Origin of the sequence: Marivirga tractuosa DSM 4126 (assembly GCF_000183425.1) — a bacterium.
In the GTDB taxonomy this organism is placed as follows: Bacteria; Bacteroidota; Bacteroidia; order Cytophagales; family Cyclobacteriaceae; genus Marivirga; species Marivirga tractuosa.
The window spans coordinates 1,575,727-1,588,805 of record NC_014759.1; the positions used below are offsets into that span (position 1 = coordinate 1,575,727).

A 13,079-nucleotide genomic window follows, 5' to 3' on the forward strand; every position below is an offset into this window, starting at 1 on the left:
CACAAACACAGTTTGAAAATAGATGGATTAAAAGTAAAAACCAAAAAACCATTAAGTAAAATAGAAATAGCAAAGAAAATCAGTACCTAAAATCCAATGACATCCGTATATCAAAATAACTGCCTAACAATCGGTAGGAAAAACAAAGAATTCCTTATTTTTGAGTTCAGGAAACGAAAAACAGATTAAAGCATGAGTGTCAAGACGGCTAAGAAAAATAAAACCACCCTATCAAACGAAATTTTAGAAAAGGCATATCGCTTAATGCATACTGCCAAGAGAATGGCTGAAATTTTCGATGAAAACAAAGCCATTGCCTCAAAATATGTGCATAGTACTTCTCGCGGACATGAAGCTATCCAGTTGGCTGCATCTATGCAATTAAAACCTATCGATTACCTAGCGCCTTATTACAGAGATGAAAGCATTTTGTTGGGTATCGGAATGGAACCTTATGAATTAATGCTTCAACTGATGGCAAAAAAAGATGATCCTTTTTCAGGGGGTCGCTCGTATTATAATCACCCTTCTTTGAAAAGAGAAGGCATGCCAACAATCCCACATCAAAGTTCTGCCACAGGTATGCAGGTTATACCGGCAACGGGTATGGCTCATGGACTAAAATTCAAAGAAGAACATGGATTGGGAAGTGAAGGTGAAAAACCAGTAGTCGTCTGCTCCTTGGGAGATGGATCTGTTACAGAAGGTGAAGTAGCGGAAGCTTTCCAGATGGCAGTACTGAAGAATTTGCCAATCATTTATTTGGTTCAGGATAATGATTGGGGAATTTCAGCCACAGGCAAAGAAATGCGTGCCATGGACGCTTATGAATATGCTGCAGGTTTTAAAGGCTTGAAAAGAATGCAGGCCAATGGCACTGATTTTGAGGATTCTTATACGAAAATGGGAGAAGCCATAAAACATGTTAGAAATCGTAAAGGTCCCGTTTTATTGCATGCTAATTGCCCACTTTTAGGACACCATACATCTGGGGTACGAAAAGAATGGTATAGAAGTGCAGATGATTTAGAACTGCATACTTTAGGTGATCCAATCCCTAAATTTCATAAGTACTTATTAACTAATAATTTTTCAGAAGAAGAATTAAACAAGCTTGAAAAAGAAGCTATAAAAACAGCCAATGAAGCTTATGAAAAAGCCTTAGATGCAGATGAGGTTGATGCCTCAGAAGTTGAATTACATGAATTTGCAGAAACACCTATCACCGAAGAAAAAGGACAACGCAAACCAAAAGGAGCCGAAAAATCTGTCATGGTAGATGCGGCTTTACATGCTGTGGATAATATTCTTCAAAATAATCCTGAAGCACTTTTCTACGGACAAGATGTGGGTGGAACATTAGGTGGAGTATTTCGTGAAGCAGCCAACTTAGCCAAGAAATACGGAGATGGAAGAGTGTTTAATACGCCAATTCAGGAAGCGTACATTATTGGAAGTACAGCTGGAATGTCAGCGGTTGGCGCCAAACCAATTGTGGAAATCCAATTTGCTGACTATATATGGCCGGGCATGAACCAGCTAGTAGAAGAACTTTCAAAATCTTGCTATTTATCATATGGAAAATTCCCAATTCAATCTCTTATTCGAGTCCCAATAGGTGCTTATGGGGGCGGTGGTCCATATCACTCAGGCTCGGTTGAATCAACACTCCTTACAATCCGAGGAATCAAAGTAGTTTACCCATCTAATGCTGCGGATATGAAAGGCTTAATGAAAGCCGCTTTTCATGATCCGAATCCTGTGGTGATGTTGGAGCATAAAGGTTTGTACTGGTCGAAAGTTCCGGGAACTGACGGAGCAAAAAACCATGAGCCGGATGATGAATACATTATTCCATTAGGTAAAGCCAGAATAGAGCAAGAAGCTGAACAGGAAATGATAGACAATGGAGAAAGTATGACCATTATCACTTATGGAATGGGAATCTATTGGGCAAAAGCAGCTTCTAAAAAATATAAAGGTCAAGTTGAAATTGTTGACTTGAGGACTTTGAATCCATTAGATTGGGAAACTGTAAAAAGCAGCGTAGAAAAACATGGCAGAGCCTTAGTTTTAACTGAAGAGCCATTAATGAATTCCTTTGCTGAATCATTAGCTGGAAGGTTAAACCAGCACTGCTTCGAATATTTGGATGCGCCTGTTAAATCTTACGGAGCATTGAATTTGCCAGCAATAGGCTTAAATGTAGAATGGGAAAAAGCCATGTTGCCAAACGCTGATAAAGTAGAGAAGCAAATTGGGGATTTGTTGGGGTATTAGCCCCCTTCCCCGCCAGCTGGCGAGGAAGACGCACGAAATATAGTTTGGAGTTGGATGAAGGGTGTGCTGCGGCAAGAAATGTCAGTACCGAAGGTCGGACATTGGAGCGTTGGAGTGAAAGTGGGAAGCGAGGTATTGGATTTAAATGATTGCATCAGCTATCCCTGTACTCTGTACCCTGTACTTAAAACTTATAATCTAAAACTTACTACTGTTATACAAAAAAAGCACCCACATTACTGCAAGTGCTCTTTATAAAAGAAATCTAAACTTATTTATTCTTCATCTGCAGCCAATCGAACCATGATGCCATCCATATCTGGATGTAGTCTGAGTTGGCAAGCTAAACGACTATTATGTTCAGCATTGGGTAATATATCCAATTGATCCATTTCTTGATCGCCCGGCTCATCTAAATCATCAAATCTTTCCTCCACTTTCACATGGCAAGTGGCGCATAAAGCCATTCCACCACAAGTAGCTAAAATAGGATATTCATTGGCTTTCAAAAACTCCATTAGGCTCAAGCCCATATCGGTTGGTGCCTCTAATTCTTGCACATCGCCTGAATAATCTTGTACTTTAATTTTTATATCACTCATAATTTATTGATTGCAGATTTTGCTTAACAGACCGCAAAGATAAATTAATTAGAAAGATTCGATACCGTTTACAGTAGTATATTTGAAACTTAAGTGCTTATCTGGATAGATATGCTTAAAAGCCGATTGTGCCATTAAAGCCGCTTCGTGGAATCCACATAAAATCAATTTTAATTTTCCTGGATAAGTATTGATATCTCCAATTGCATAAATTCCCGGCACATTAGTAGAATAATCTGTGGTATTAACTTCAATCTGGTTTTTATGAATACTCAATCCCCAATCAGCTATTGGTCCTAATTTCGGGCTTAATCCAAATAATGGAATTAAATAATCAGCTTCCAACTCTATTTCAGACTTATCAGCACCTTTCACTTTAACAGAGTTCAATTTACCGTTACCTGAAAGTGAAGCTAAATTACTTTTCAGTAATAAATTGATCTTCCCTTCTTTAGCTAATTCAAAAACTTTATCAGCAGAATCAGGTGCTCCACGGAAAGTCTCATTTCTATGAACTAAAGTGATCTTCTTAGCAATTTTGGAAAGCTCAATTGTCCAGTCCAAAGCAGAGTCTCCCCCACCCGCTAGAATTACATTTTTATCTCTAAATTGCTCAGGGTCTTTCACCATATAAGAAACTCCTTTGCCCTCGAACTCTGCAATTTCTTTCATAGGTGGTTTACGTGGCTCGAAACAACCTAATCCACCTGCAATAACAACCACTTTGCAATCGATTTCAGTACCATCAGAAGTCTTCAAATTGAAACCGGTAGCTGTTTTTTCTACTTTATCTAATCTTTCGCCTAAAGTATAAGTCGGATTAAATGGTTTTATTTGCTCAGTCAAATTATCTACTAATTCCTGTGCCTTAATGGTAGGGAAACCGGGAATATCATAGATAGGCTTTTGCGGATAAATTTCCGAAAGCTGTCCTCCAACTTGTGGAAGAGCATCAACCAAATGGCAACGCAACTTCAATAATCCTGCTTCAAATACTGCAAATTGACCTACAGGCCCTGCTCCGATAATGCAAATGTCAGTTTGTATCATTGTTTTAGTAAGTTATTATAGGTATAACTTCATTTCGCTGACAAAGTTCGTATAAAAATAGTTGTTTTACTAACTATATTGAAAAATCTTGATAAAGTGCTTTTTGCTAGGATTCTAATCACCTCAACATTTAAAGTATTTAAGATTTGTATTCAAGTCATTGAATTTTTAAAAAAGAACTAGTAAATAGATTTATTTAAGCTTTCCTTGAGTCAAGTAGAGTCATTTTAAATGCTAAAAAGTAAGTTAGCAAAGCTTTACAGTTAAAATTAGGTCAATTTATAACGTTAATTTCCGTTTATTTACGCTCCTGTACTTTTGCTTCCTAACTTATTTATTATTGCCTTAATTTGATTCATCAATGACAAACACTTTAGACATAGCGCAGAATAAAAGCAACTCTCTTTATTGGAAGTGTCAGTTTTTTGGATGGGGATTGGTGTCCCTTTTCTGGTTTTACATTGCTTTGTTCAGGGATGGTTTTGAATTATCTGATGCGATTATCAACTATATTTTTGATGTGGCTATTTGTATTGCCATCACACATGCATACAGAACCATAGCAGTAAAAAGAAAGTGGAACCAATTGAACATTAAAGATTTAATCTGGAAACTCATTCCAGCCCTTCTCATACTCTCCATTATGTTCATGATCATTATGAACATCAAAACGTCAATCTATATATATCTAGCAGATAGACAAAACGATTCAATTAAAGAACTCTTCGTTTGGAACCCATTTTTTGTATGGAATCCTGTATTAATAACAGGTTTGAGACATATGAGCATCTGGCTACTTGCCTATCATTTGTACCACTTTTACCAAAGAGAAGTACAATCAACAAAGATGAATGCGCAACTATCTTTAATAGCTAAGCAGGCACAGTTTGATAATTTATCGGCTCAATTAAATCCTCACTTCCTATTTAACTCACTCAATTCAATCAAATCGTTGATTATAGAGAATCCTAAAACTGCCAGACGGGCAGTAGACTTATTGTCGGATATTCTACGGTCATCTCTTTATGAAACGCAAGATTCAACAGTTTCATTGGAAGAAGAAATGGAATTAGTAAAAGACTATGTAGAGCTTGAAAAATTGCGATTTGAAGAACGTCTAAAAGTTAATCTGGAGGTAGATGAGTGCCTGAATCATATTCGAATCCTGCCCTTAAGTATTCAATTATTAGTTGAAAATGCACTTAAGCATGGTATCGATAAGCAATTAGATGGTGGAACACTTGAGCTATCTATTAAAAAGGAAGGTGATAAAGCAGTTATAAAGGTAGTAAACCCTGGTACATTAAATATTGAGGGTGATAATAGAATAGGGTTAAATAACCTAAAAAATCGTCTTCAACTGAAATATAAAGGAGCAGCACAATTTGAAATAAATCAGATAGAGAATGAATCTGTTCTAGCAAAATTAACAATCCCAATTATTGAATAATGGATACTTACAAAACTATAATCATTGATGATGAACGCCTGGCTAGAGAAGAGGTGAAAAGGGCACTTGAGAACTATCCTGAATTTGAAATAATTGGAGAAGCAAGTAATGTAGATAAAGCTAAAGCATTGATTGAAAGTACGCATCCAGACATTATTTTTCTTGACATACATATGCCCAAAAAGTCTGGATTTGATCTTTTGGAAGAATTGGGTACCGTGCCTGAGGTAGTTTTTACTACAGCTTATGACCAGTATGCAGTAAAAGCATTTGAGGTAAACGCTTTGGATTATATCGTAAAACCCATTAGAGAGGAAAGATTTGCCAAAGCGATTGAGAAGATAAAGAAAGGATTTAGCAAAAGAGAAGAAGAATCACCAGCACCATTTTTATTACATAAAAAGATTTTCATTAAAGATGGTGAAAGCTGCTACTTTATCCCTCTCTCAAGCATTAGCCTGATTGAGTCGGTGGAAAATTATGCAAAGCTACACTTTGATGGAAAAACGGTTTTAATCAAAAGGTCTTTAAATCTTCTAGAAGAGAAAATGGATCCAAGTTTGTTTTTCCGGATCAATAGAAGTCAAATTATTAATACTGAATACATAACAGAAATAAATCCCTATTTTAATAATAAGCTGCAAATCACCTTGGCAACTGGCGAGAAGTTAGACGTATCTAATCGACAGTCTGCAAAATTCAAAAAGTGGAACAGCCTGTAATAGTATAAACCTTAACAAATCTGAACATGAAAAAATATAGCGTAATATTTATTACCATGGCATTACTATATGCCTGTAATACAGCCCCTAAAGAAGAAAAAGAAAGTATAATTGCACAAAAACCTAGTTTAGAAGACTATCACATTGGAGAACAATGGACCTGGATGGAAAAAAGTGTTGCTGGCGAAAAAATCCGATGGGAAGGCCAAGACAAACGGGAAGTTGTTGCCTTTGAAGGAAGCCTAGGCTTTTGGAATGGTACTGACACAGTACTGATTTCCAATACCATCAAGGAAGAGACAAGCAACACTCCTTTTCGCGATTGGCCTTTGGAGGTAGGTAAAAAGTGGACTTTTGAAAGTAAGTGGGAAAATGCTGAAGGTACAGCTATGATCACCAATCAAGAGGTAGAAGTAGTTTCTTATGAAGAAGTAGTGGTTCTTGCTGGAAGATTTATGGCCTACAAGATTGAGCATAAAGGGACTTTCACCAATACAAAAGCAGGAAGTGGCAAAATGAATGATACCTACTGGTACGCACCGGCTTTGAAAACAAGCATCAAACACGCTCAAGATGATGGCTATGGTTCCTATATGTTTGAACTATACGATTATAAAAGCGGAAAATAATTAGGATGAAAAATTTACTAATTATACTGTTTTTAATAAGTATCAGCATGAGTGCTTTTAGTCAAAATCTGGATTTTGAGAAAAGAGCAATAAATGATACAGCTGCGCTTGATCTGGCAATGAATAATTTGGCCAATCGTTATTTGGAATACACTAAAGCTGAAGGCCTAAACATTGGCGATCGGGAGCTATTGAGATATGAAATGATTGCTGGCCACAATGAAGATGCTATCCAAACCATTAGAAATATTAGAGCTGGAAATACTTCGGAAGGTCATCTTACTTACTCGCAATACGAATTGTATCTTAAAGCGAAGATAAAGCAAAATAAGTCAGGCGAGAATTTTAACGATTCTTATCGGTTTGTCTTCTCTCAATATGTAAAAAACTGTACTGATATTATGGCCTCCACTATAACGGTTAATTTCACTACCTATGATGGAGTGGCTCAATTTACTGATGACTTTCAAGCTAAATACGATAGTGCTCCGGAGGAAAAATTAACAGCTGATGAAGCAAAGGGCATCCTAAATGCATATTTTCTCTATCATGTGTATTCCCTTACTGAACCTATCATTTTTGAGGAAACAGAAAGAGATGAGAATGATAGGTATTTAATTGAAGAATCACTAATCATCTCGGCAAGGGATAGTGCTGAAATTTCGGTCATCACCGTTCGAAAAAGAAAGATAGCAGCATTACCTGCTATTTTAATCTTCACTATTTACGCAGATAATTCCAATAAAAACCAGGCAATGATCGCAGCGTCAAAGGGATATGTTGGCGTGATTGCCAACTCTCGTGGCAAGCGAAAAAGCACCAATGCCATCGAGCCGTATAAACACGAATACAAAGATGTTTATGAGACTATAGATTGGATCAGTAAACAATCTTGGTGTAATGGAAAGGTAGCTATGTATGGGGGAAGCTATAATGGGTTTAGCCAGTGGGCTTCCATGAAAGAAAAGGTGCATCCCGCTTTAAAAACCATTATTCCTTCGGTTTCTGCAGCACCGGGGCTTGATGTACCCATGGAGAACAATGTCTTTCACAACTTTCCTTATAAATGGATTCCTTTTGTAACCAACAACAAGCTATTGGATAATGGTGCAAATTTTGATGCTGCCCGTTGGAATAGAATGCAAAATACCTGGTACACCAACGGTCTAGCTTACAGTAAGATGGATTCCATTGATGGTGTACCTAGTCCCTTATTTCAAGAGTGGATCAGCCACCCTACATACGATAGTTATTGGCAAGGCTTTATACCTTATCAAGAGGAATTTGCTCATATTGATATCCCTATTCTAACAACCACAGGTTATTATGATGATGGTCAGCGTGGCGCGATGTATTATTATTTGGAGCATTTAAAATATAATCCAACTGCTGAACATTATTTATTACTCGGGCCTTATGATCATTTTGGTGCCCAGACTGAATCGAGCGCCAATTTACGGGGCTATGAAATTGATAGTGTAGCCAACCTTAAAATTCAAACTGGGCTAGCTTTTGAGTGGTTCGATTATATCTTAAAAGGAAAGAAAAAACCTCGCTTACTGAAAGACAAGGTAAACTTTCAAGTCATGGGTGAGAATAAGTGGTTGCATAGGCCAACGCTTGCTGAAATGAGTAACGATTCTTTAGTATTCTATTTAAGTTCTAATGAAAAGGATTCGTCCTTTCAGCTTGCAAAGAAAATGAACAGGGAAGTTGAACCTATTCAGCTTAGCATAGACTTAGCAGATCGGTCAACACCCAACAATGCAGATTATTACCCTTGGCCAATTATAAAAGATAATATAAACTTGAAGGACGGTTTAGTTTTCAAAACCAATGCTTTTCAAGAGGAAGTGGTAATCAATGGCTCATTTACAGGAGAGTTTAAGGTATCAACCAATAAACAAGATTTTGATTATTCCATCAACCTCTATGAATTACTGGCCGATGGAAGTTATTTTCATTTAAGCTATATTATAGGCAGAGCTAGTCATGCTAAAAGCATAGAGGAGAGAGAATTATTAACTCCAAATAAGGTAACAACCCTTACTTTCAACAATACCCGTATTATTAGTAAAAAAATAGCTGTTGGCAGTAGACTGATAGCGGTCATAAACGGAAATAAAAATCCCTATTCACAGATTAATTATGGATCAGGAAAAGATGTAAGTTTAGAAAAATTAGAGGATGCTGATGAACCTATAATTATCAATTTTCACCCTGAAAGCAAATTAAGAATTCCTTTATGGCGAGAGCAATAAGGGAATTCTTCCTTAAGACATTATTACTGATTTATTAAAAATATTTAAATCGTATAAAATGAAAGAACTAAGTTCAACACAGCATCAATTAACTATAAAGCGAGGAATTTTGGCTATAGTTGCCATGTACGCATGTCAGCTTTTGGCAGGAATTTTCATTTCTTATGCCTTTAAATTGACCCCGACAAATAACACTCCAATTGAAATTATAGGATTATCTTCTACCCTGCTGAGTGGCATCATGATTTTACTGCTATTCTGGTGGGATTTGAGAAGATCGGGAGACTCTTTTTACTCTCAGATAGGTTTGCAAGCCAGTAAGATCAAAAATTGTAAAGCGGTTTTATTGGTAGTAGCTGTATTAGCATTAACTCATTTTTTAGCATGGATATACAGATCAGTGATTCTTCCAGCCTATGACTATGGCGGGATTATCGGAGGCGGCTCCAAGATGTTTAGCTTTATTCAGGAGAATGGAGGTGCACTTGAAATGAGCGGCTTTTTACTTTTGGCTCTAATTGTTGGCCCAATCATGGAAGAAGTTGTTTTTAGAGGATATCTGCAATCCTCCATTGCTAAGAAATTACCTGCTTGGGCAGCCATTTTGATTACCTCAGTTGTTTTCACAGCTGGCCACAGCCCAATGATTTTGTGGCCTATGTACTTCCTTTTTAGTATTAGTTGGGGATGGATCTATTTGCGAACCGGCTCTTTAAAAATGGCTATACTTATTCATATTTTAAGTAATTTATTTTATGCTATTGTAGGTTTTGCCGGTTGGAAGCTTTTAGCATAACTTTAATCACTCTCAAAAACATGGACGCTCTAATAGAAAAAGTAAATAAAAGTAATTACCTAGAAATAGTAGAAGTCTGGGAGGCTTCTGTAAGGGCAACACATCACTTCTTGAAAGAAGCTGATATTGCCTACAGAGCATAGAAGTGGATCATTCAACTATTCACCAAGAAACACAAAGCATATTGAAGTGGAAGGGAATTTAATACAGGACAAAATTATTTGTCTTAAAGTGCTGTAGCACAGGTAATAGCAAACAAAATCAAAAGTCAAGCAACTGTTGATTAAAGCTTAACATCAGCATAAGCGAATTGACAAGATAGATTAGCGAATTGAACTATTAGTCTTCGATTACTTATTGCATTTGCCCATATCAAGTAGTGTGGTTTTATTGAAATTGTCAAAACTACATTCGAACAATATCTTTATCGACAAGCATTTTTTTAATTTCTTCATGATTCTCCCAAAATTTGGTTCGGATTTTCTGTACTGTATTCTGAAAATCAGGGTGATTTTTCATTTTTAATAGAATCGGATCCTTATCAAGAAATAGAACGAACCAATATTGATAATTATCCTGTTTAGAAAATGCCTTTAAGCCGTTTATGCCTTTTTCGATATCCCCTTTGGCTGCATAATAGGCAGCCATAGTCAATTCTTGATAAATAGATTTATCCTTTTCTGCAAAAGCTAAGTAGCTCTCATAAAAGCTCTTGGCCTCCTGTTTCCTTCCAAGTTGTTCCAAAACAAATGCCATATTGAGATCATAATTATGATAAATATCTAATTTCAATGCAGACCTGATGGAAATAAGCTTTTCATAATAAAACCAAGCCTCTTGGTACTCTTCTAAGGTATAACAGACTTTAGCGACTTCGCTGATCACATCAATTTTAGTCGTGTCCTGATTAAAGATTTCGATCAGCGCAAATTTAGTTTGTCTCAAATCATTATGCTGGCCAAGCTTAATATATTCATGGAGGTATTTTGAATAATGATTTTGAGGATTATAGGCCTTCGATTTCTTAATATATTTCTCCGCTTCATCAACAAAACCTGATTGTACCAAAGCATTACTTAAATGTAAGTAGGTGATGCTTGCAGATACAGAATCTTTGTCTGAAATAGCTACTTCGATCCCTTGCAATGCATGGATCAAATATTTTTTAGTATTGGGAAGCATATAGGCGTAGATATCTGACAAGAAATTGTGAATCCACGCAACATTAGGATAATATTCCAAAACTTCTAATAAGGCTTCCTCTGCTTTACGGAAATCCTTGATTTGCATAAAATATAAAGAATTTGCAATCAGACTCTCACCCAAGTCAGCATCTAAAAGCATTGCCTTGTCAGCATAATTCTTAACTTCTTCTGTGTGCTGTTTTTCCTCTCGAAAAAGGTCTAAATAATAATATGAGATTGCGATATAGGCGTAGGCATTGGCAAATTCTCCATCTTCTTGAATCGCTTTCTTAAATTGAGTAATTCCTTCTTTCAGGCCATTGCCAGTATCATCATTTAATAAGGTCAATCCTTTTAAATAGTAGTCATAGGCCACTAAATTATTGGTCGGAATTTTGTCAATTCGCTCTTCTTCTTTTGGTGTGATTACGGCATTGATTTCTGCCGCAATGCTTTTAGCTACATCAGCTTGGAGCGCGAAAACATCATTTAGCTCTCGTTTGTATCGCTTCGACCAAAGATGTTTATCGCTTGGTCCCTCAATCAATTGGATAGTTAATACAATTTCATCCCCGATTTTTTGCCCGCTGCCTTCAACGAAATAATTGACATTTAACTCCCTTGAAAGCTCTGGTATTGACTTTAAATCATTTCTATACTTTTCAGATGTGGTTCTACTGGTTACTTTTAGGTCTTCTATTTTCTGAAAATTGTCTAATATTGCCTCCATTAATCCATTCATGAAATAGACATTAGTACTGTCGGCACTATCATTTTTAAATGGCAGAACAGCCACCGACTTGGCTAATTGTTTTGAAGGGGTATTATTCTTTTGATAGTAAATTACTAAAAGTGCTATTGCTACAATGGAGAGAATACCTATTCCGACCAGAATAGGTCGTTTTGATCTTAAACTTTTCTGTGAATCAGGATTGCTAGTTTCGCTTAGGTCTCTTTCAATATTTATTTTTGATGTATCTCCAGGAGTATGTCCATATAATTCCCTAAAGCATTTCGTAAAATAAGAGGTACTACTGAAACCTACTCGAAATGATATCTCAGAAACTGTGAGTTCACTTTCTTTTAATAATTGAAGAGCATTTTGTAATCTAACATTTCTAATAAATACACTGACTGATTCCCCTGTTTCCTGTTTGACTTTGCGAAGTAAGTTAGATCTGCTCATGTTCAAAGCTTCTGCCAGCTCGGTTACACCAAAGTGTTCATTGCCCAAATTGTCTTGAATTATAGCTACTACCTTTTGTAAAAAGGGGCTTTGATGGTTTAGATAGTCTAACATGAGAGTGCTGTGCTGATATGCAATATTCGGCAATTAAAATACCATTTACAACTGCTTATTTGACGGGTTTGCGTCATAGTTTATAGCCCTTCTCCATAGTTTGTATACAAAATGCATGACTTATATCTATTGAAGCATGCTTGCTAACTGTCATTCTTGTTTCCTGCAGACCTTTGTGTAAATCAAAAATTTATTAACACTAAAAATTAAAATCATGAAAAGAATTCAATTAAAAACATCGAAAGTACTTTGTGTATTAGCTATCACAGTTGCATTAAGCTCAACGGTAGCTTGCCAACAAAGCGAGGAAAAAAGTACTAAATCTGAGCAAGCAGAAAAACCAAGTACACCTATTCAAGAAGCAGCATTTTTCGGGAATGTAAAAGTTATTAAACAACATGTAGCGGCAAAATCAGACTTGAATGAAAAAGATGATTATGGTTCAACTCCCTTACATATTGCAGCCACTTTTGGAAAAACAGAAGCAGCCAAGCTACTTATAGAAAGTGGTGCTGATTTAAACGCAAAAAGTGCGGATGGCTCAACTCCTTTGCATACAGCGTCATTCTACGGTAGAGTTGAAATTGTCAAGGCTTTGCTTGAAAAAGGTGCAGAGACTTCAACAAAAAACTCGTATGATGCAACTGCTTTTGAATCCGTTTCGGCTCCATTTGAGGTGTTGAAACCAACCTATGATCAAATCAGCAAAGATCTTGGGCCTTTGGGTTTAAAATTAGATTATGAGCAACTAAAAGAAAACAGGAAGCATATCGCGGACATGATTAAGAATCATCAATAATCTGAA

11 protein-coding genes are annotated in these 13,079 nt (G+C 36.5%); 8 read left to right on the forward strand and 3 right to left on the reverse strand.

Going from position 1 to position 13,079, the window contains the following annotated elements; genetic code table 11:
* Nucleotides 1-192 precede the first annotated feature (192 nt).
* Nucleotides 193-2,280 (forward strand): alpha-ketoacid dehydrogenase subunit alpha/beta, encoded by a 2,088-nt coding sequence (locus FTRAC_RS06470; protein WP_013453431.1) that lies wholly within the window; start codon nucleotides 193-195, stop codon nucleotides 2,278-2,280.
* Between the two features lie 275 nt (nucleotides 2,281-2,555).
* On the opposite strand, the gene FTRAC_RS06475 is transcribed toward FTRAC_RS06470, so the two are convergent.
* Together FTRAC_RS06475 and FTRAC_RS06480 are read right to left on the reverse strand one after the other, a co-directional pair.
* Nucleotides 2,556-2,882, reverse strand: coding sequence for a 2Fe-2S iron-sulfur cluster-binding protein (locus FTRAC_RS06475; protein WP_013453432.1), 327 nt, complete (start codon nucleotides 2,880-2,882; stop codon nucleotides 2,556-2,558).
* Between the two features lie 48 nt (nucleotides 2,883-2,930).
* Nucleotides 2,931-3,932 carry an NAD(P)/FAD-dependent oxidoreductase gene (locus tag FTRAC_RS06480; RefSeq protein ID WP_013453433.1) on the reverse strand — a complete coding sequence of 334 codons (1,002 nt, stop codon included), beginning with the start codon at nucleotides 3,930-3,932 and terminating at the stop codon, nucleotides 2,931-2,933.
* A gap of 361 nt (nucleotides 3,933-4,293) precedes the next feature.
* On the opposite strand from FTRAC_RS06480, the gene FTRAC_RS06485 reads away from it, so the two are divergent.
* From FTRAC_RS06485 to FTRAC_RS20095, 6 genes are read left to right on the forward strand one after another with little or no spacing between them, the layout of a single operon-like run.
* A complete protein-coding gene (locus FTRAC_RS06485; protein ID WP_013453434.1) occupies nucleotides 4,294-5,382 on the forward strand; it encodes a sensor histidine kinase in 1,089 nt (362 codons plus the stop codon).
* Nucleotides 5,382-6,104, forward strand: coding sequence for a LytR/AlgR family response regulator transcription factor (locus FTRAC_RS06490; RefSeq protein ID WP_013453435.1), 723 nt, complete (start codon nucleotides 5,382-5,384; stop codon nucleotides 6,102-6,104). Before FTRAC_RS06485 ends, FTRAC_RS06490 begins: the two co-directional genes overlap by 1 nt.
* 26 nt (nucleotides 6,105-6,130) lie before the next feature.
* The gene (locus FTRAC_RS06495) at nucleotides 6,131-6,733 is read left to right on the forward strand and encodes a hypothetical protein (protein ID WP_013453436.1); all 603 of its coding nucleotides are present in this window, start codon (nucleotides 6,131-6,133) and stop codon (nucleotides 6,731-6,733) included.
* A gap of 5 nt (nucleotides 6,734-6,738) precedes the next feature.
* Nucleotides 6,739-8,994, forward strand: a complete 2,256-nt coding sequence (locus tag FTRAC_RS06500) for a CocE/NonD family hydrolase (RefSeq protein WP_081457016.1) — start codon at nucleotides 6,739-6,741, stop codon at nucleotides 8,992-8,994.
* A 58-nt stretch (nucleotides 8,995-9,052) separates the two neighbouring features.
* Nucleotides 9,053-9,790, forward strand: coding sequence for a CPBP family intramembrane glutamic endopeptidase (locus FTRAC_RS06505; protein ID WP_013453438.1), 738 nt, complete (start codon nucleotides 9,053-9,055; stop codon nucleotides 9,788-9,790).
* Nucleotides 9,791-9,810: 20 nt separating this feature from the next.
* Complete coding sequence (locus FTRAC_RS20095) at nucleotides 9,811-9,933, forward strand: acetyltransferase (protein ID WP_013453439.1); 123 nt, start codon at nucleotides 9,811-9,813, stop codon at nucleotides 9,931-9,933.
* A 262-nt stretch (nucleotides 9,934-10,195) separates the two neighbouring features.
* Here FTRAC_RS20095 and FTRAC_RS06510 read toward each other — a convergent pair whose 3' ends face one another.
* On the reverse strand, nucleotides 10,196-12,274 hold the full coding sequence (locus FTRAC_RS06510; protein WP_013453440.1) for a helix-turn-helix domain-containing protein: 2,079 nt from the start codon (nucleotides 12,272-12,274) through the stop codon (nucleotides 10,196-10,198).
* A gap of 214 nt (nucleotides 12,275-12,488) precedes the next feature.
* Between FTRAC_RS06510 and FTRAC_RS06515 the strand changes: the two genes are divergently transcribed.
* A complete protein-coding gene (locus FTRAC_RS06515; RefSeq protein ID WP_013453441.1) occupies nucleotides 12,489-13,073 on the forward strand; it encodes an ankyrin repeat domain-containing protein in 585 nt (194 codons plus the stop codon).
* Nucleotides 13,074-13,079: the final 6 nt, after the last annotated feature.

Coding starts and splice junctions, on each gene's coding strand:
- FTRAC_RS06480 (WP_013453433.1), bottom strand. CDS start 3,932: ATGATACAAACTGACATTTGCATTATCGGAGCAGGGCCTGTAGGTCAA.
- FTRAC_RS06495 (WP_013453436.1), top strand. CDS start 6,131: ATGAAAAAATATAGCGTAATATTTATTACCATGGCATTACTATATGCC.
- FTRAC_RS06490 (WP_013453435.1), top strand. CDS start 5,382: ATGGATACTTACAAAACTATAATCATTGATGATGAACGCCTGGCTAGA.
- FTRAC_RS20095 (WP_013453439.1), top strand. CDS start 9,811: ATGGACGCTCTAATAGAAAAAGTAAATAAAAGTAATTACCTAGAAATA.
- FTRAC_RS06485 (WP_013453434.1), top strand. CDS start 4,294: ATGACAAACACTTTAGACATAGCGCAGAATAAAAGCAACTCTCTTTAT.
- FTRAC_RS06505 (WP_013453438.1), top strand. CDS start 9,053: ATGAAAGAACTAAGTTCAACACAGCATCAATTAACTATAAAGCGAGGA.
- FTRAC_RS06515 (WP_013453441.1), top strand. CDS start 12,489: ATGAAAAGAATTCAATTAAAAACATCGAAAGTACTTTGTGTATTAGCT.
- FTRAC_RS06510 (WP_013453440.1), bottom strand. CDS start 12,274: ATGTTAGACTATCTAAACCATCAAAGCCCCTTTTTACAAAAGGTAGTA.
- FTRAC_RS06475 (WP_013453432.1), bottom strand. CDS start 2,882: ATGAGTGATATAAAAATTAAAGTACAAGATTATTCAGGCGATGTGCAA.
- FTRAC_RS06500 (WP_081457016.1), top strand. CDS start 6,739: ATGAAAAATTTACTAATTATACTGTTTTTAATAAGTATCAGCATGAGT.
- FTRAC_RS06470 (WP_013453431.1), top strand. CDS start 193: ATGAGTGTCAAGACGGCTAAGAAAAATAAAACCACCCTATCAAACGAA.